At 49.5% G+C, this 18,230-nt stretch carries 16 protein-coding genes; 4 read left to right on the forward strand and 12 right to left on the reverse strand.

Annotated elements, in window-relative coordinates:
• Window position 1 precedes the first annotated feature (1 nt).
• The 3 genes from FPE01S_RS00610 to FPE01S_RS00620 all read left to right on the forward strand — a co-directional run bounded on the left by FPE01S_RS00610 (window position 2) and on the right by FPE01S_RS00620 (window position 4,580).
• Complete coding sequence (locus tag FPE01S_RS00610; RefSeq protein ID WP_052955415.1) at window positions 2-1,210, forward strand: BamA/TamA family outer membrane protein; 1,209 nt, start codon at window positions 2-4, stop codon at window positions 1,208-1,210.
• A gap of 126 nt (window positions 1,211-1,336) precedes the next feature.
• Complete coding sequence (locus FPE01S_RS00615) at window positions 1,337-3,502, forward strand: hypothetical protein (RefSeq protein ID WP_157473848.1); 2,166 nt, start codon at window positions 1,337-1,339, stop codon at window positions 3,500-3,502.
• 94 nt (window positions 3,503-3,596) lie between these two features.
• On the forward strand, window positions 3,597-4,580 hold the full coding sequence (locus FPE01S_RS00620) for a DUF481 domain-containing protein (protein WP_046367032.1): 984 nt from the start codon (window positions 3,597-3,599) through the stop codon (window positions 4,578-4,580).
• A 751-nt stretch (window positions 4,581-5,331) separates the two neighbouring features.
• Here the strand turns inward: FPE01S_RS00620 and FPE01S_RS00630 are convergent.
• From FPE01S_RS00630 to FPE01S_RS00650, 5 genes are all read right to left on the reverse strand, one after another.
• Window positions 5,332-5,940 carry an outer membrane beta-barrel protein gene (locus FPE01S_RS00630; protein WP_046367034.1) on the reverse strand — a complete coding sequence of 203 codons (609 nt, stop codon included), beginning with the start codon at window positions 5,938-5,940 and terminating at the stop codon, window positions 5,332-5,334.
• Window positions 5,941-5,950: 10 nt separating this feature from the next.
• Window positions 5,951-6,574: a DUF4136 domain-containing protein gene (locus FPE01S_RS00635; RefSeq protein WP_052955417.1), complete on the reverse strand. Its 624-nt coding sequence runs from the start codon at window positions 6,572-6,574 to the stop codon at window positions 5,951-5,953.
• Between the two features lie 165 nt (window positions 6,575-6,739).
• Window positions 6,740-8,023 carry a BamA/TamA family outer membrane protein gene (locus FPE01S_RS00640; RefSeq protein ID WP_046367035.1) on the reverse strand — a complete coding sequence of 428 codons (1,284 nt, stop codon included), beginning with the start codon at window positions 8,021-8,023 and terminating at the stop codon, window positions 6,740-6,742.
• The gene (locus tag FPE01S_RS00645) at window positions 8,002-8,754 is read right to left on the reverse strand and encodes an OmpA family protein (RefSeq protein ID WP_083990095.1); all 753 of its coding nucleotides are present in this window, start codon (window positions 8,752-8,754) and stop codon (window positions 8,002-8,004) included. The genes FPE01S_RS00640 and FPE01S_RS00645 overlap by 22 nt, the downstream gene beginning before the upstream one ends.
• A gap of 122 nt (window positions 8,755-8,876) precedes the next feature.
• Window positions 8,877-10,049, reverse strand: coding sequence for a BamA/TamA family outer membrane protein (locus FPE01S_RS00650; protein WP_046367036.1), 1,173 nt, complete (start codon window positions 10,047-10,049; stop codon window positions 8,877-8,879).
• A 250-nt stretch (window positions 10,050-10,299) separates the two neighbouring features.
• Here FPE01S_RS00650 and FPE01S_RS00655 point away from each other — a divergent pair, with 250 nt between their 5' ends.
• Window positions 10,300-11,076, forward strand: coding sequence for a bestrophin-like domain (locus FPE01S_RS00655; protein WP_046367037.1), 777 nt, complete (start codon window positions 10,300-10,302; stop codon window positions 11,074-11,076).
• Between the two features lie 4 nt (window positions 11,077-11,080).
• On the opposite strand, the gene FPE01S_RS00660 is transcribed toward FPE01S_RS00655, so the two are convergent.
• From FPE01S_RS00660 to nuoH, 7 genes are read right to left on the reverse strand one after another with little or no spacing between them, the layout of a single operon-like run.
• A complete protein-coding gene (locus tag FPE01S_RS00660; RefSeq protein ID WP_046367038.1) occupies window positions 11,081-12,526 on the reverse strand; it encodes an NADH-quinone oxidoreductase subunit N in 1,446 nt (481 codons plus the stop codon).
• Window positions 12,523-14,001, reverse strand: a complete 1,479-nt coding sequence (locus FPE01S_RS00665) for a complex I subunit 4 family protein (RefSeq protein WP_046367039.1) — start codon at window positions 13,999-14,001, stop codon at window positions 12,523-12,525. Before FPE01S_RS00665 ends, FPE01S_RS00660 begins: the two co-directional genes overlap by 4 nt.
• Entirely contained in the window at window positions 13,998-15,887 is a 1,890-nt protein-coding gene (gene nuoL, locus FPE01S_RS00670) for an NADH-quinone oxidoreductase subunit L (protein ID WP_046367040.1), read from the reverse strand. The genes FPE01S_RS00665 and nuoL overlap by 4 nt, the downstream gene beginning before the upstream one ends.
• A 4-nt stretch (window positions 15,888-15,891) precedes the next feature.
• Entirely contained in the window at window positions 15,892-16,203 is a 312-nt protein-coding gene (nuoK, locus tag FPE01S_RS00675; protein WP_046367041.1) for an NADH-quinone oxidoreductase subunit NuoK, read from the reverse strand.
• Window positions 16,200-16,733 (reverse strand): NADH-quinone oxidoreductase subunit J, encoded by a 534-nt coding sequence (gene nuoJ, locus FPE01S_RS00680; RefSeq protein WP_046367042.1) that lies wholly within the window; start codon window positions 16,731-16,733, stop codon window positions 16,200-16,202. The genes nuoK and nuoJ overlap by 4 nt, the downstream gene beginning before the upstream one ends.
• Window positions 16,734-16,741: 8 nt before the next feature.
• Window positions 16,742-17,257 (reverse strand): NADH-quinone oxidoreductase subunit NuoI, encoded by a 516-nt coding sequence (gene nuoI / locus FPE01S_RS00685; protein WP_046367043.1) that lies wholly within the window; start codon window positions 17,255-17,257, stop codon window positions 16,742-16,744.
• A gap of 11 nt (window positions 17,258-17,268) precedes the next feature.
• Window positions 17,269-18,225 carry an NADH-quinone oxidoreductase subunit NuoH gene (nuoH, locus tag FPE01S_RS00690; protein WP_046367044.1) on the reverse strand — a complete coding sequence of 319 codons (957 nt, stop codon included), beginning with the start codon at window positions 18,223-18,225 and terminating at the stop codon, window positions 17,269-17,271.
• Between the last annotated feature and the right edge of the window lie 5 nt (window positions 18,226-18,230).

An 18,230-nucleotide genomic window follows, 5' to 3' on the forward strand; every position in this document is an offset into this window, starting at 1 on the left:
GATGCCACTGATGAAACGTCATAAATCAACACACAGGCGGCAGGCAATCGCCGCTTTTATGTTCGTGCTGATCCACGTGTTTTTCACGGGACCAACTTTGGCACAAAAAAAAGGCAGATTCAGCAACATCAGCCTTCGTGATTCACTGGATGGGAAAATGGATTTCAGTGACTTCCTGATTGATGCACATGGATTTATTCCCGTGCCCATTATCATTACTGAACCCGCCCTGGGTGGTTTCGGCGGCGGTATCGCACCGGTGTTCCTGCAAAAAAATCCGCCCATTATCAGGGATGGTGTCCGGACACCCCAGCCCCCCAACCTTACCACCGGGCTTATCGGCGCGACCGTCAACGGCAGCTGGTTTACCGGCGCATTCAGGGCAGCCACCATCCGCAAGTGGGGCATCCGGTACAAAACGGGATTGGCTTATGCCGACATCAATATTTCTTATTACCGCAACATCGCCAACCTCGGCGAAAAAGAATTTGCCTTCAACCTCAAAACTGTTCCGATCTACCTCAACGTCAACAAGCAATTATACAACCCCAAATGGTCCCTGGGGCTCCAGTATATATTTGCACACACCAATGTCAGTCTCCGCGGAACCGATTCACTTCCTGATTTTGTTAAAGACCGTGAAGTCAAAAGCAACATCGGCGAACTCGGTGTTGTAGGTTTCTATGATTCACGTGACAATACTTTCACTCCGGATAAAGGCATTAAGGCACAGGCCCTGGTCAACTTCAGTGATAATGTTTTCGGGAGCGATTACGACTATCAACGATTGAATTCTTATATCTACTGGTTTCAACCCATCAGGAAAAATGAAACAACCGGGAAAGGCTGGATCAGCGGGCTGAGATTTGACTACCAGCAAATGTTTGGTAATCCCCCCTTTTATATTATCCCTTCCATCCAGCTTCGCGGGGTTCCCACGATGCGCTACCAGGGCATGAAAAACATGCTGGCGGAAACAGAGCAACGCTGGGACATTGTACGCCGGTGGAGCCTGATCACATTTGCCGGGGCGGGAAAAGCCTTCGACGATTACAGCGAATTCGGAGACGCACAATGGATCTACAGCTATGGTGCGGGGTTTCGCTATTTGCTGGCCCGCAAATTCAAATTGCGGATGGGTGTTGATGTAGCCAAGGGACCATCGGACTGGGGATACTATATTGTCTTTGGCAGTTTCTGGGTGAGGTAATTTTTAAAAGATACTGATATGGTAAAGCATACTGTTTCGCACAGAGATTTTTTTTCTCGCGGAGATTTTTTTTCTCGCAAGGGCGCTAAAGCGCCACGCAAAGGGGCAAAGGCGCAAAGGTGGGTGATGTTTTTGGTAGTAGTGGTACTTGCAATGGGCATTCCCCTTCGGCAGTTTGCGCAGACGGCAGGAGAAGATATTGGCTGGCCCAGGCAGACAAAAAATTCGAAAGGTACACTGGTATATTACCAGCCGCAGATCAAAAGCTGGGAGAAATATACTGTCCTGACAGCTGATATGGCTTTCAGTCTTACACCTGCCGGCGGAAAGGAAACGCATGGTGTGGCCACGATCGCCTGTAATACGATAGTGGACCAGGAAAGTCATACTGTATACCTCCGTAACATAGATGCTACCAGCATCCGCTTTCCCGGCCTGCCGGAAGACCAGATGCAACCCATGGAAGACCTGTTCCGCCAACTCGCACCTACCGGTGGCGAACCCATATCGCTGGAGCGACTGATGGCAGATGCCGAACACAAAGATCTTCCCAACCACACTACCGAACTGAACAATGATCCGCCGAAGATCTTTTACAGCAATACGCCGGCTGTAGTACTGACGGTCACGGGGGATCCGGTTAAGGCTCCGGTAGAAAAAACCCATCTGGAATTTGTGGTCAATACCAACTGGGACCTGTTTTACGAGACCAAAGAAAAACAGTACTATCTCCTGGTGAATAATTTCTGGCTGAAATCGCCTCAACTGGAATCCGGGTGGAAAGTCGCGGCCACACTGCCCAAAGAATTTTCCAAACTGCCCGCCGGCCAGAATTTCGATGAAGTAAAAAAAATGATCCCGGCTCCTGCCAACCGCAGCAACCCACCACAAATCTTCTTCTACGACAAGCCGGCAGAACTGATCATTCTGAAAGGTGCACCGGTTTATGCCACAGTACCCGGCACGGGATTACTGTATATCACCAATACCGATAACGATATCTTCCTGGAAAACACCAACAAGGAGTTCTATGTATTGTTTTCCGGAAGATGGTTCAGTGGTTCTTCGCTGGAAGGGCCCTGGACCTACGCCAGTGATAAACTGCCGCCCGACTTTAAAAAGATCCCGCCAAAGGGCGATAAGGCCCGCGTACTGGCATCGGTTCCCGGCACTGTGGAAGCTTCCGATGCCGTATTGCTGGCCCAGGTACCCACTACCGCCATTGTGAACAAGGCTCAGGCGGTTTCACAGGTAAAGGTGCAATATGATGGTGACCCGCAGTTCAAACCAATTGAAGGCACCAGCCTTGAATATGCGAGCAATACCCAGCAAAAAATTGTAAAGGTGGGTGACATGTATTACCTGTGCTTCCAGGCCGTGTGGTTTATGTCAGCCAAACCCAACGGGCCATGGCAGGTGGCAGACACCGTTCCGGATGAGATTTATAAGATCCCGCCGAGTTCTCCGCTCTATAATGTCACTTATGTGACACAGACCAATGCCACCGAAACCACTATAGAAAGCAGTACCACAGCAGGCTATTTCGGCATGTTCGTGGTGGGTATGGCCGTGGGCGCCTGTATCGCCTATGGCACCGGCTGGTTTTATCCGCCCTATATGTGGTGGGGACCAGGATTTATGTATCCTGTTTATCGCCCATGGCCCTGTACTTATGGCGTAGGTGCGGTTTATAATCCCTGGACCGGCGGATGGGCTGCAGGGCGGTCGGTTTATGGCCCTTACGGTGCAGCCGGCACATCGGCATGGTATAACCCGGCAACGGGCCGTTATGGCCGTTCAGCAAGCGTACAGGGATGGTACGGCGGCAGAACAGCGGCATCTTCCTACAATCCGTGGACCGGCAGCTATGCGGCAACCCGGCAGGGGCATAATCCTTATGCGCAATGGGGAAGTTCAGTGGCTACCCGCGGTAATCAATGGGCGCAGACGGGCCACATCACCAACGCCAACGGAACCACCGCCGGCTACAGAACATCCACCGGCCAATCCGGTGTGGTACATCACGGCAATAACGGCACTATTGCCAAAGGGAGTAACGGCACGTATGTTGGACATGACGGCAATATCTACCGCAAAAATGACAACGGTTCCTGGAGTCATTACAACAACGGTAGCTGGCAGCAGAATGTAGGTGGTGACGGTTCAACGCGCAAGAGCCTCGATAATTCTTTTAATTCACGTCAGCGCGGTAATTTTCAAACACGGAACTTCCAGAACTTTCGCCGCGGCGGTGGCGGCGGACGCATGGGTGGCGGCTTCCATCGCAGGTGACGAACCGATGATGTATACGCGAATACATAACTGCTACAACCTTATAACTGCTCTCCTTCCGATAGCTTTTCTGATCCTATTACCCATATCCGCTTTGCATGCGCAGGGAATAAGACCCCAGAAAGACAGCATCTTCCTGTTCAATGGACAATTGTTGATTGGTGAGATCAAGAACTGCCAGATGGGTGTGCTCACCATCGATGAAACTGACCTGAAAATCATCACCATCAAACTGTATAAAGTCAGAAGGATCGTTGCGGAAACAGATATATTCCGGATCGAGACAAACGACAGGCATATCTACTTTTCACAGCTCCACCCTTCACCAACGAATAACCATTGTATCGTTGATGTTGGAACTGAACGAAGAGATCTCAGCCTGCTGGATATTTCAGATATGGTGGCACTCGAAAAAAACTTCTGGAAAAGACTTGACGGAAACCTGGGTATCGGCTTCAGCTTCACGAAATCAAGTGATATCGGTCAGTTGACAGTTAACTCCACCGTTTATTATGCTGCGAGAAAACTGGAATACCAGCTGACAGCCTCTGCCATTTCTTCCCTGGACTCCGGAAAATTGTCGCGCGACAACGAAGCACTCCAGTTGTTCAGCAACTATAATTTTACGACCAACTGGTTTGGAGCAGGTCAGATCTACTACCAGCGTAACCTTGAACTCGCCATTGCAAGAAGGCTCCAGGGAACCCTTGGCGCAGGTAACAAGCTGCTGGTGCATAAGGAATACCAGTTGCTGGCCATCAGCGGTCTCAGTGTGTCACAGGAAAAAAGTACCACCGGAGAACAATCCGTTCAGTTTGAAATCCCGGTCATGTTCCGTTTCAATTTTTTCCGTTACCAGCACCCGAATATCCAGGTTTCAGCCTATCAGTCAGGATTCGTCAGCATGTCCGACTGGGGTCGTTTCCGTTACGACGGTAACCTGAACTTCTCCCTTGAGATCGTCCACAATTTCTACCTGTCGCTGAATTTCTATTCCAATTTTGATAACCGGCCGCCGGATGGTTCGACCAATAAGTTTGACTATGGTACGAGCAGTACGATATCTTATAAGTTTTAGAATGGTTTGGGGTCTGAGGTCTGAGGTTTGAAGATGTGATTGACGTTTAAAGTTTCAGTTGTCCAGGGAAAATCACCAGTACCGTAATGGCTTTCGAAGTTTTGCCAACCAAAGCTTTGGCTTCGCCCTTCAAAGCTTTAACGAAGTAGGGAGCCGCTTTTTGGAAAACGGGCAATTTATAAAACTCAGTGAAATGAGCCACCACACTGCATTTCACAAAACTAAACGTTTGTACAGGGCTATTGCAAATTACGCCGGTCAGGTGTCAACGCAGGATCAGAAACACTTTGCTCCCGCAGCCATGAAGATTTTCCAGCTGGGGGCATATTTTTCCGGCAAACAAGTATCCGGTCAGAAAGTGTCCCGATTCACCAGTTTACCCGCTTAACAATTTAACCGTTTAAAGTAGGATTTGGAAACGGTTATGACACATACGGATACAAAACGCAGTGTGGTGGCTCATTTCACTGAGTTTTATGAATTGCATCATTTTGAAAATCAGATACCTCATTGAATTATTGCTCCCTATTGAAATATTGCACTTAGTTGAATTTAGCCACGAATAATAATATAGCAGCTCGAAATGACCCGATGTAAAAAATTGCGCCCATGTTAAACATGGGCGCATGACCAAATCAACTGCTGCTTATTCAACCAAAAAAAAGTTTATCAGTTTAGGTGTTTATCAGTTTAACTGTTGTTCCAATCACGTGCACTCACTACTAAACAACTAAACCTATAAACTTCTAAACTACCATCCACCTGCCCAGGCGAAACCGAGGTGCACACTAAAATTGGTCAGGCTGTTGATCCGGAAGGCGTCGTTCTTGTTCGTAGCCCAGGCATAACTGCCTCCCAACACAATGGCAGCGCCCCTGGTACCCAATGGATAATACGCTCCGATCTCCGGCTTCAGCAGAAAACCCCAGTTGTCTACATCAGTCTGGTAAATATTGTAATAGATTGTCTGATCGCTGTACTGCGCACCAATGCCGAGTCCGGCAAAGGGCCTTATCGTTTTGGGTCCCTTGAAATAATAGTGAGCAGTCAGTGCCATGGGAACGTTGTAAATAGTTCTTTCCATATCAGTGGTAACGGCCGTCCTGTCTTTCTCATAGGTTTGCCGCGCGATATACTGTTCATAGGAATTCCAGCTGAGTGTTGCGCCAACCGAAAGGTTATCCGTCAGAAATTTCTTATAGTCAAAACGGAAACCTGCGAGGCTGGTCTTCGTAAGAAAATCATTGTTTGTCGGGAAGCTGACGTCCCAGGCCGCGCTGAACAGGTTTGCACCCGTCTTCTGTGCGCTGGCACCCACGTACACAAGTGTCAGCAATAATATTACCAGTATCTTTTTCATAAAACATGAATTAGTTGGTTTTCAAATAAGATGATTGCTGGAAGGCCTGGTTGATCGCGTCAACTCCTTCTGCAATATTCTGGCTTTGTGTGCCCAATGCACCTCCCATCAATGCATCCCATAACATCCGGAGCTTTTTTGTTTCGGGGGCATTCTTGAGGTCACCCATGCTGATGTAGATCGACCCCGTCGTATAGGCATAAGTGTAAGACCAGGGATAATAGGGAGGATAATACCAGTCGTACCAGTACCAGGGATACCACCAGTCCCACCACCAGTCTGGGTACACAATCGTTTGAATATTCAGGTCTTTCACCACCATCATATTGAGCCCGACATCAGGATCATCAAAGCGACCGACAAAAGTGTACCCGAGCGCGCTCATATTAGACTTTACCGTGTTGATCAGCTGATCGGCATCAGGCCCGACGAGTACCGTGTCGGTAGAAGTGTTGGTCAGGTAGCGGATCGTGTCGGAAATAAAATACGTCTTGTACGTTTTGAAGTCAGCCTCCTTATCCGCATTGGTGGCGACTACAAACTTGGACGACAGTTCGTCCAGGTCAGGTGACTTGCGGCATCCCCCCACGATCAGGTAACAGGTAAGCACAAGCAACAATGATTGCAGTTTCATGTAGTATAGTTTAATGAATGGAAACGAAACCGGCACTGCGTAACGCAGCGGCTACTAACCTGCAATAATGTTTGGGGGGAAGGAAAATTGTCTGCTAAAGATAAGCCTTATCAATACGCATGCTGCTTAGGCAGCACTGTTATTTTGCCGATCATGATAAGTAAATCAGAATACTTCAGATGCACCGAAATATACACCGGAAGATCTTTCACCTTTACCGTAATCCAACTGGATATTCATTCTTGTCTTCTTGCTGAACAGGATCCTGACACCGGCACCGAATCCCGGTTGAACATACTGACCCAGTTTGACACCGGCCGGTTTGCTGTCGGTAGTCGTCAGGTTGGCGAACACCACTCCACCAAGCGTTTTTGTGCAACGTGAGATAGGGAAGCGCAGTTCCGACTCTACGTACATAAAGCTGTTGCCCCTGAATCTTCCGATCGCGTATCCCCTTCCTGTTTTGCTGCGCTGGTCATATCCCAGTGCCGGCAGGGCAAGATAAGGCTGATTGCCGCTTACGGTGAAATTACCAATGTACCAGAAGCCCAGTACCACCCTTTCATTCTTTTTCGAGAGGCCCTTAAAATAGCGGAACTCTGTATAGAGGCTGCTGCTGTTCTGGTCGCTGCCGAGGAATTCCGGATTGTACCGGTAGTTCAGGTTGGCATACATGCCCTTGTAGGCATTGATCTGGTTATCGCGTGTATCATAAACGAAATTGGCGCTGATGCCAATTTCCTTGTATTTGTCGGGATTGAACTGGTAGGCTTTACTGTAGCCATAATGGCTGGTGATAAACACACCGGGTGTATCGAGCTTGAGTTTTTCGTCCTTGATATCAGAGAACATGTCAAAGTGGATCCCGGCACCCACGTAAAATCCAGGTGCAACTCTCCATGACAACAACTGGTGAAGTTTAAGATAATTGTACTTCATGGGTTGCGTCAATGAATCCGTTACCTCGCCGCTGCCGGTATAGTTGAAGTACCAGGGCAGTGTTCCTTCAGGGGCATTGGTACCCAGGCCGAATGTTGGTTCGGAGTAGGCGAAGTAACGCCAGTCGCCGGAAAGCAACAGCTTGTTTTCCTTAGCATAAATAGTATTACGCATGAAGATCAGCAATTGATTTTTGCTGGTGTACTGGATATTGGTCTGAAAAGCAGAAAGATTGGAATTTTTCATCCGGAACGCACTTTGAAAAGTGGCGCCGAATATAAAGCCATTACTTGGGGTGGAACCGAAAACGGGTGCAATAAAGAATGCACTGTTTTTTTCCTTTTGCGGCTTGGTGATCTTAAACCATTTGCGGATCCAGTCGATCAGGTCCATTTCCCGGCAATTGCCGCCAGGCGCAGGAGCCTGCTGCGTTGCAGTGGAATCCTGCGCCTGTACGGCGGTAGCCAGCATAAAGCAATATATTAAGATCAGGGCTGTACGCTTTCCCATATCTTCTCTAGGTCCGGATTAAGGATGATCTCCGTGCGGCGGTTTTTCGCCTTACCTTCTTTGGTGCTGTTATCGGCTATGGGGTTATACTTTCCTTTACCGGCAGCGGTCATTCTCGCCGGGTTGATTTTGTAATCATCCCTCAATGCACGGATCACACCGTTGGCCCTTTCTGTACTCAGGCTCCAGTTGTCAGTTGTTTTACTTTTGAACATCTGGTCGTCCGTGTTGCCCATCACGATGATTTTCAGATCGGGATAACTGTTCAGCACATTGGCCAGGGGTGAAAGCGCTTCTTTTGCTTTCGGGCTCAATGCCGAACTGCCGGTTTTGTACAGCAGGTTGTCTTCCATAGACACATAAACAAAGCCATCCTTATAATAAACGTTCACCCCCTTGTCGTCGAGGTCAACCAGCGCTTCGGAGATCTTATCCTTCAGCGCCTGCAGTTTACCATACTCGTCTTTTAGCATGGCCTGAACTGCCATCAGCTTTTCTTTTGATTCCTGGCATTCGGCCACATATCGCTTCAGCTCAGCCGCTATCTTTTCGTCCCTCGCCTGTATCTCAGCCAGCTTATTTTCGAGGTCCTTGTTTTTGGTCGTCAGCTCGCCGTTCGCGGCCTGCAGGTTAGCGATTTGCGCATTGGCAGCCTCCAGCTTTTTTCCCGTGCCGCAGGAGCTGATTCCCGCTGCGAGCAACAAGCACAAACAAACATTTTTGATGGTCATAAATCCTGGTTTTTAATGGTGATTGAGAAGTGTTCGGTTATAGTCTTTTTTCGAATTCTGGTGCTTTCTGAATCCAAGACAGTTTTCCGGACGGATTTCGCCACTATTTTCAGCGCTTAACCTCAGAATGCTTCTGCAAAATTGATATAGGTGCCACTGATACCATGTGGACCGAAACCAAAATCAAAGCGCATATTCGTATTGTTCTTGGAATCGACCTTGATCCGGATACCCCCGCCGTAGGAAAGGTGGAAGCCATCCAGGCTCATATCGCCATAGTCCTTCCCCACCCTGCCGGTGGCGATCCAGGCAGCCACCCCGAAAATTTTCCACACCGGCATCCGGTATTCCACCTGGGCGTCTACCAGTACATTGTCGCGGTAAGCGCCCTCATAATATCCCCTCATCTTACTGTCACCACCCATCATCGCCATATCGTAAAATGGCTCATTACCGTCCGTCCAGGTAGTCGTTGCCTGCACAGCGATCACATGGTTCTTCCAGGGATTCCAGAACTTGCGCGTGTCAAGTACCCATTTGCTGTATTGGTACTTACTGCCGATGAATGTGGGATGCCAGGCAAAACTGGTCAGGATCAGGGATCCGGAATAGGCATTGTACCGGTTGTCGCGGCTGTCATAGGCAAAGGAAGCACCGATGCCATTGCTGAAACCGCCTTCTACACCCTTCACCTGGTCTTTGATCAGGAAACTGGAACTGTCCAGCTCCATGTTGAAATAATCCATGATTTCCAGGATAAATCCACCGTAGATGTTTTTGTCCTTCTTAAGCCGGATCAGGCCGTTCAGCAGGAACTTGATGCGCTCCGTTGTGATCTCCTCCATATCGTCCCGGGATACATCATTGCCAATTCCGAACAGGTATTCAGGGTTTTTCTTGTAGTTCACATAACTAATCGCCATGTATTTCTTTTCCTTCCAGATCAGTTCCGTGGAGATAGAAGCATTTATCCTCCCCTTGGTCGAAAACGTCACGACTTCCGAGATTTTGGATGGATTGGAAATGGTATCCTTTTTCGACAGTTTGAACAGGTTGAATTTAGCGAGACCAATGGTGGTACCCGCTTCTGTAGAATACGACACGATCGGCACCGGTATGATCTTGAACAGGTGTTCCATTTTCTTGTTGAAAGAATCAAATTTTGAGAGCGTATCCTTTGCGGGAGCGGCGGTGTCAGCTACAGGTACTGCGGCGGCAACTGAATCTGTGGTTTGTGCCAATAAACCCTTTAACAAAGCCAAACTGATGATTGTAAGGATTATGCCTTTATTCATAAGGATCTGCGGTTATTCAGTTGATTCCTTTGTCGCGATTGATTATTACCAAGTGCTGACGGAATGCCGTCATGTGTCAAAGGGTGGGATCTGCTTTGTTTTGTTTCCGAAGGGCGGTAGTTGAAGATAGGTATTCCACTGCAAAATGATGGGTCACAACAACCGCAAAAGCCTGGGTAAATGGGTGGTTTACAGTAAAATGACACGGGGTTTCCGGCTGCACTTTCCCAAAAAGGCGGTATTTTAAACCATGTACGTGATAGCAGCACTATTTGATTCCCGGTGGTTTCCGGTCATTTATTTATTGCTACTGGGGTGTAGCATTCTACTGGGCGCCTGGATGGCGAACCGCATGCACCTCCATGAACATATGGAATGGACTTCCAATAACCTGTCCGGTGCCGTGATCAGTTTTTTTTCATTATTGCTCGCATTCAGCCTCTCCTCCTCTGCCGGTTCCAACAAGGAACGGACCCGCCTGATCCACCAGCATGCTGATGCCATCGGCCGGTTATACCGCAAGAGTTTTCTGCTCAATGACAGCGTCAAAGCGAGCATCAAATCTTATGCAGTGCAATGCCTGAACCTGAAAATCCGGTCCTCTCAATTACATGGCGATGCCCGGCGGCATATTGACAGCGCTTCATTCTGGTTGAATGAAAATTACCTGAAATCAATCACGCGCATTAAAAATGCCAATGCTGAAGACCAGCAGGTGGCACGACTGATCGCGGATGAAGTGCAGGCGATTATGGCGCTTGACAACAATATTCATTACAGCAACCAGGAACGCACCCCTGCCATGGTAATGCTGCTGTTGATGGTCGGCTCCCTCATGGTCGGCTTCCTCATGGGACTTGGCCGATATCATTTCAGGCAGCGCAAATACCTTGGCCCAACCCTGTTCCTATTTCTTTCAACGATGACCGTCCTGGCCATACAGGATATGGACAATCCGCATACGGGAATGATCCGCCCGCCTTATGACGTTTACCAGGATGCACTGAATGAGATCAACAACGATTAATGAATTACCGAAGCAGCAGGAAATCTCTGACAACAGCCAGGAACATGCCGGGAAAGACCCCGAGCCAGCAAAGCAGGAACAGCATCACCCACAATGTTGCATAGGTAGCGAAATGAAAAAATGGATGCAGTGTATGTTTTCGTTCTTCCGCAGCGGGCGCATCAGCAAACAATGTACTGATGATACGAAGGTAAAAGTAGAGACTGACGACACTGGCCAATACCAGTACCGTTACCGGCAGCCAGAGGTTTGCCTGGACACCCGCGGCCAGCACAAAGAACTTTGCCAGGAATCCAGCAGTGAGCGGAATGCCCGCCAGGGAGAAGAGAGCAATGGATAGTACCGCCGCCAATGCGGGGTACCTCCAGAACAACCCCCTGTAATCCGCGATATCTTCCGCATCTCTTTCCCGGGTGGACATTACGGTTATTACGCCAAGGGCTGAGAGCAGGGTGATGGAATAGGACGAGAGGTAAAAAATGGTCGCTTCTACTCCTGCGGTATTGCCCGGCAGGAAGGCCACCAGCAGGTAACCAAAATGCGCAATGGAAGAATATGCCAGCAACCGCTTAACATTTTGCTGCTGAAGGGCAAGGAAATTTCCTGTGATCATCGATGCGATGGCGACAATTGAAAAAATCGTAGTGAATACCGGGAACTGTTGCAGGCCGATCTGCTGAGACAGCCGCAACAATACGGCGAACACGGCGATCTTGGAACTGGTGGCAATGAATGCAGTCACTGGCGCAGGCGCCCCCTGGTACACATCGGCTGCCCAAAGATGAAACGGCACCAATGCCAGCTTGAACCCGACAGCCACCAGCATGATACTGATACCCATGATAAATAATACAGAATTTGCCGGCCTGGTTGCAGCGAGACGTTGCACTATAAAGGCAAAATCCATGCTCCCCGTTTCCATATAAACCAATGCCATTCCAAATAAGAGAAAAGCTGAAGACAGGGCCGCCAGGATCAGATATTTCATACCGGCTTCAATGGCATTGTTGCGGTAGCGAAGATATCCGACCAGTGCATATAGGCCAACGCTAAGCAGTTCCAGTGCCAGGAAGAAGGATAAAAAATGCTTGCTGATGGTCAGTACAGCCCCGCCCAATGTTGCGAGGAATAGCAGGATATAATATTCCCGCGGGTTTTCTTCCCGTTCTTCAAAATAGACAAAAGAAAAAAGTCCCACCACCAGCACCGAAAATACGATCATACCGGTAAAGATTGCTGCAAAACCGTCTACCAGGAATAGTGGCGGCAGCGCCCTGGGCAATACAGTTCTGACCTGCCACATGGTAAACACAACCAGACACATCATCAGGAATCCGGTAACCTGGATAACCGTATGCCGCTGACGAAAGGCAATCAGCAGGATCACCACTATCGAAGATGCAGCCAGGAGGACGAATGGAAGGATGGCCTGAAATTGCAATTCGCTCATATGCCTCCGGATGAATGATGAATGATATTATTCAGGGCCGCCTTAACAAGGTCCATTACCGGCTGGGGATACAAACCCAGTACCACGATACTGCAGCTTAATACCGCAATGATCACCCACTCCCGCAGGCTGAGATCCCTGTACGTGCCTGAAATCGCCAGGGGTCCAAGAAATACGCTTTGCATCATCCGCAGGGAATAGACGGCAGCCAGCACCAACCCAATGCTTGCAATGGTGGTCAGGGTGCTGTTCACCTGGAAAGTTCCCAGCAACACCAGGAATTCAGCAATAAAATTTCCCAGCATGGGCAACCCGAGCGAAGCCATCGTAAACAACATGGCCGCACCGCCCATGGCAGGCATCAACGTCCACAATCCACCCATTTTATTTATTTCCCGAGTATGCAGGCGTTCCTTAAGCATGCCCGCCAGCAGGAACAATGCTCCCGTGCTGATGCCGTGTGCCAGCATTTGCATCACCACACCCTGGAGTGCAATCTCCCGGAACGAAAATATTCCCAGCAATACAAAGCCCATATGGCTTACCGAAGTATAAGCGATCAGTCTTTTGATATCGGTCTGGGCAAAAGCAAGTAACGCACCATAAATAATCCCTATTACACCCATCAGCATGGCCCATGACGCGATCGCTGCAGCCTGTTCGGGGAACAGGGTCAGTACAAAACGCAGGATGCCGTATGCTCCCGTTTTCAACAGCAGTCCTGCCAGGATCAAACTTCCTGCTGTGGGCGCTTCGCTGTGTGCGTCGGGCAACCAGTTATGCAGGGGAACCATCGGCAGCTTAACGAGAAACGCGACCAGGAAGCCGCTCATGATCCATCGTGCAGCCGAAGGCTGGATGGTGGTTTGCAGCAAATCGAAGTAGCCGAAACTATATGCGCCAGTTTGCTGCCCATGAATAAAATACAGGGCAAGGATAGCCAGCAGCATCAGCAGGCCGCCAGCCTGGGTGAAGATGAAAAACTTATAGGAAGCATAGCGGCGATTGCTGTCGCCCCATATCGCAATGAGAAAATACATCGGCACCAGCATGAGTTCCCAGAAAAAGTAAAAAAGAAAAAGATCCATGGCAATGAACACACCGCTGATTCCCGCAATGGTTGCCAGCAGGTTGAAGAAATAGAAACCCGTCCTTTGCCTGATTTCGGTCCAGGAACAAAGCACGGCCAGGGTCCCGAGAAAGTAGGTCAGCAACTGAAGGATCAGACTGAGACCGTCGAGCGCGATATGAAAACTGATTCCAATAGCCGGAATCCAGTTTACCCGGTAGTCGATGAGCCAGGCAGTACCGTTTACTCCGCCCCTGTAAGTCATTGCCAGCGAAGAAAAGACGACAAGTCCTGCCAGCATAGCTACCAGCGCAATCCACCTGCAGACAACGAAACGCTTCGATGCCGACAACCAGCAGGAACATCCGCCCAGGAGCAACACAATTATCGGTATTACCAGTATCATAAAATCAGCTGAATGGTGATGATAAACAGGATACCGATCAACACACCTGCTACATACCATCGCAGAGAACCATTCTGGGAGAAGCTCAGGCTGCGGTTGAACTGCTTACTAAAGGTTACGATCCCGTCGCTCAGCCTGTCAAATACATCCCGCTTATTGATGCCTGTGAGAAAAAGAAATGGCCGCACCACCAGGTGATTATAAAGCGCATCAAATTTCCATCCGCTGAAAAAGAATTCCCTGGCTGCCGCCGGAAACCTGGAGGATTTCCATTGAGCCAGCACAGCTGTATTGCGGAAATACAGATAATAGCCGGTGCAGATGCCAGACAATGTAATGACCACAGCAACTATCTGTAAGATGAACTCAGGCGGATGCCCTCCGCGCAGGGAAGTGGCAGGCAATACTGTACCCAGCCATTCTGAAAAAAGATGAACATTAAGCAGGTTGTGGGGCCATTCTATGAAACCTGCGGTGATGGACAGGAAGGCCAGTATAACGAGGGGTATGGTCATCGTTCTGCCGGGAGGTGAGCCAACCGGCGTCTTCCTGTCGCCCCAGAAGACAACCACCACCAACCGCGCACTGTAAAAAGCGGTAATGAAAGCTCCCACCAATCCTGCTATCCAGAAAATTGCGTTTCCACCAGCAGCACTATAAGCATACCATAATATGGCATCCTTGCTGTAAAATCCCGCGCTTATCAGCGGAACCGCTGCCAGGGAACCGGCGCCGGCCAGAAAGCAATAATACACCAGTGGCAGTTGTTTTTTCAGTCCCCCCATCCTGAATATATCCTGTTCATGATGCAGGTATTCGATCACCACGCCCGCAGCGAGGAACAGGAGCGCTTTGAAAAAAGCATGGGTAAAGAAATGAAAGATAGCCGCACTCCAGGCTCCCACGCCCAATGCCAGAAACATATAACCGATCTGACTGATAGTAGAATAGGCAAGGATTCTTTTGATATCGGTCTGCACCATGGCGCTGCAACCGGCCACGATCAAAGTAATGCTTCCAATCGCTGCCGTAACCGTCATGGCCAGGGGCGACAGGAGGAATATGGTGTGCATACGCGCGATGAGATAAACACCTGCGGTGACCATAGTGGCAGCATGGATCAATGCACTCACTGGCGTGGGTCCCGCCATGGCATCAGGTAGCCAGGTCTGTAACGGAACCTGGGCCGATTTACCCATCCCCCCCGCGAGCAATAAGAGGGCAATGGTGGTAATGGCACCTGACCCGCTGCTAAACCGCTGCGGGGCCTGATCGAGGATAGCCGGAATCTGTAAGGATCCCAGTTCCCGGAACAACAGGAAGATTCCAATGATCAGGGCCGTATCACCGATGCGCGTAATGATAAAGGCCTTGTTGGCCGCGCGGCAATTGGCTGCCGTTTCATACCAGAATCCGATCAGCAGGTAGCTGCACATACCTACGCCTTCCCATCCCAGGTAGAGCAGCACCAGGTTATCGGCCATCACCAATACCAGCATGGAAGCTACAAACAGGTTCATGCACGCGAAAAAACGGGCGTAGTCACGGTCAGCGCGCATATACGCCGATGCAAAGACATGTATCAGTGCGCCGACAAAGGTGATGATGAAAATAAATACCAGCGACAAAGCATCAACCCGCAGGGTGAGTCCAACAGCCAGTTCCGCCGTTTGGAACCATTGCCAAAGCGACTGTATGTATACCGCGTTCCCGGAATTCCCGCTGAGATAGTCCGTACAAAGGAGAATAGCAATCAGGGCAGCCACACAAACACTTCCCGTACCGGTAAAGGCGATGGCCCGTTTAGACATAGTTTTTCCTGCCAGGGCCAACAGCAGGAAACCCGCCAAAGGCAGAACCGGGATCAGGAAAAGGTATTGTTGCATACAACTATTTATCTCTTAACTCCTTCAGCGCGTCCACATCAAGTGTTTTATACTGGTGATAGATCTGCAGTACCAGCGCCAGGGCTACTGACACTTCTGCGGCAGCCATAGCCAGGATAAAGAGAAACATCACCTGTCCATCGGGCTGCTGCCATTTCGATCCGGCCGCAACAAATGCCAGGCCCGCGGCATTCAGCATGATCTCTATAGAGAGCAGCATAAAAAGAATATTTTTCCGCGTCAGCACACCCACCAAACCCAGCAAAAACAGGACGGCGGCAACAATCAAAACAGTATTTGCATGAACGGGCATCATGGTATGGTACTTTTTTCTTCAAGGAATCGGTGTAAGTGTTTTTTCTTGTGTTGCCCGATATGGGCAGCACCAACGATGCCTGCCATCAGCAGGAATCCCGCCAGTTCAACAGCAATCAGGTAAGGACCGTACAGGGAGAGTGCCACTGCCCTCGGAGGCACTGTGGTACCCGGCAGGGCTGAGCCATTTCCCTTTAGCAACAGGACGATCATTTCTCCCAGCAGCACCAACACCAGCAGCGAAGGTCCCAGCCACACTTTTGGTGTAAGCCATTTTCTTTCCTGCGCTGCTGTTTCTTTGTCGAGATTCAGCATCATCACCACAAAAATGAAAAGCACCATGATGGCACCGGCATAGATGATCACTTCCAGTACGGCTACAAAGGGGGCGCCCAGAGACAGGAAAATCATGGCAACGGCCAGGAAGGAGACGACCAGGTAGAGCAATGCATGGATCGGCTGGTAACGGGTGATGACCATGACCGTTGCCAATAAGGCGATGAACGACGATATATAAAACAATAGCTGCATTTTCAGTTTTAAGGGAGCAGGCTGTGTATATCAACGGGAGGGTCCTCATTTTTCCCTGTGCCTTTCGCCTTAACTCCCGCGTCCATTCCTGCAACCTTATAATAATTATACCCCGGATACTTACCCTGGCTGTTGATCAGCAGGTCCTCTTTTTCAAAAACGAGGTCCTGCCGGCGGTATTCAGCCATTTCGAAATCCGGTATGAGTTGAATGGCATAGGTAGGGCAGGCTTCCTCACAATACCCGCAGAAAATACAGCGCGAGAAGTTGATCCGGAAAAATTCAGGATACCTTCTCCCCTGTTCATCCTCTGTTGCCTGCAATGCGATACAATCTACCGGGCATGCCACAGCGCAGAGATAGCAGCCCACACACCGTTCTCCCCCGTCAGGATCGCGGGTTAAAACAATGCGTCCCTTATACCGGGGATGCAGTTTTACTTTTTCTTCCGGGTATTCGATGGTGGCCTTTTTCCTGAAAAGATGCAGAAACACCAACCACATTGTCCTGATATGACTTAACATAGCATTCGTTTTTAATTTTTCAGCAACAATAAAACGGCACCGGTGATCAGGAGATTTGCCAGCACCAGTGGTAACATCAGTTTCCATCCATACCCGATCAATTGGTCGTACCGCGGCCGGGGAAGTGATGCCCGCAACAAAATGAATAAGCCGATAAAAAGGAATGTCTTCACGAAGAACCAGCCCCAGGCAGGCAAAAAGGCGGGACCGAGCCATCCGCCAAAAAAGACGGTTACCATCATGGCAGAAATCAGGGTAATGCCCAGGTATTCGCCGATAAAGAACATACCGAATTTCATTCCTGAATACTCGGCATGGTATCCCGCGATCAATTCACTTTCTGCTTCGGGGATATCGAATGGCAGCCGGTGCGTTTCTGCGATACCGGCAATAAAAAATATGATTGCCCCCAATGGCTGTGTAAGAATGAACCATGCTTCTTTCTGGGCATTCACGATATCCGCCATTCTCATGGAACCTGTCATCATCACCACGCCCATAAGTGATAAGCCCATGAACACCTCATAGGCGATCATCTGCGAAGCACCTCTCAGCGCGCCCAGCAACGCATATTTATTGTTGGAGGCCCATCCCCCTAAAACTATACTGTATACCGCCAGGGAGGACATCGCCAGGAAAAACAGCAATCCGATATTCAGGTCTGCCACCACTATGCCAGGTGCGAATGGAATGATCACAAAACTCATCAGCACAGCACCCACTACAATGGCGGGAGATAGTATAAAGACCCAGCGATCGGCAAATGGCGGAATCCAGTCTTCCTTAAAAAACAATTTCAATGTATCTGCCAATACGATCAGGATTCCCAGGGGACCGGCCCGGTTCGGACCCAGCCTGTCCTGGAAAAGGGCCAGCAGTCTCCGTTCCACCCATATTAAGCCGGCAGCTATATTGAGCAGCACGAACAGAATGCCTAAAACGATCCAGATATGTTGGGCTGAAGTCATGTTTG

Origin of the sequence: Flavihumibacter petaseus NBRC 106054, from assembly GCF_000974785.1 — a bacterium.
Classification (GTDB): domain Bacteria; phylum Bacteroidota; class Bacteroidia; order Chitinophagales; family Chitinophagaceae; genus Flavihumibacter; species Flavihumibacter petaseus.

Coding starts and splice junctions, on each gene's coding strand:
- FPE01S_RS00655 (WP_046367037.1), top strand. CDS start 10,300: ATGTACGTGATAGCAGCACTATTTGATTCCCGGTGGTTTCCGGTCATT.
- nuoK (WP_046367041.1), bottom strand. CDS start 16,203: ATGATGCCCGTTCATGCAAATACTGTTTTGATTGTTGCCGCCGTCCTG.
- FPE01S_RS00630 (WP_046367034.1), bottom strand. CDS start 5,940: ATGAAAAAGATACTGGTAATATTATTGCTGACACTTGTGTACGTGGGT.
- FPE01S_RS00610 (WP_052955415.1), top strand. CDS start 2: ATGCCACTGATGAAACGTCATAAATCAACACACAGGCGGCAGGCAATC.
- nuoL (WP_046367040.1), bottom strand. CDS start 15,887: ATGCAACAATACCTTTTCCTGATCCCGGTTCTGCCTTTGGCGGGTTTC.
- FPE01S_RS00650 (WP_046367036.1), bottom strand. CDS start 10,049: ATGAATAAAGGCATAATCCTTACAATCATCAGTTTGGCTTTGTTAAAG.
- nuoJ (WP_046367042.1), bottom strand. CDS start 16,733: ATGCAGCTATTGTTTTATATATCGTCGTTCATCGCCTTATTGGCAACG.
- FPE01S_RS00660 (WP_046367038.1), bottom strand. CDS start 12,526: ATGAGCGAATTGCAATTTCAGGCCATCCTTCCATTCGTCCTCCTGGCT.
- FPE01S_RS00615 (WP_157473848.1), top strand. CDS start 1,337: ATGTTTTTGGTAGTAGTGGTACTTGCAATGGGCATTCCCCTTCGGCAG.
- FPE01S_RS00640 (WP_046367035.1), bottom strand. CDS start 8,023: ATGGGAAAGCGTACAGCCCTGATCTTAATATATTGCTTTATGCTGGCT.
- FPE01S_RS00645 (WP_083990095.1), bottom strand. CDS start 8,754: ATGACCATCAAAAATGTTTGTTTGTGCTTGTTGCTCGCAGCGGGAATC.
- nuoI (WP_046367043.1), bottom strand. CDS start 17,257: ATGTTAAGTCATATCAGGACAATGTGGTTGGTGTTTCTGCATCTTTTC.
- nuoH (WP_046367044.1), bottom strand. CDS start 18,225: ATGACTTCAGCCCAACATATCTGGATCGTTTTAGGCATTCTGTTCGTG.
- FPE01S_RS00635 (WP_052955417.1), bottom strand. CDS start 6,574: ATGAAACTGCAATCATTGTTGCTTGTGCTTACCTGTTACCTGATCGTG.
- FPE01S_RS00665 (WP_046367039.1), bottom strand. CDS start 14,001: ATGATACTGGTAATACCGATAATTGTGTTGCTCCTGGGCGGATGTTCC.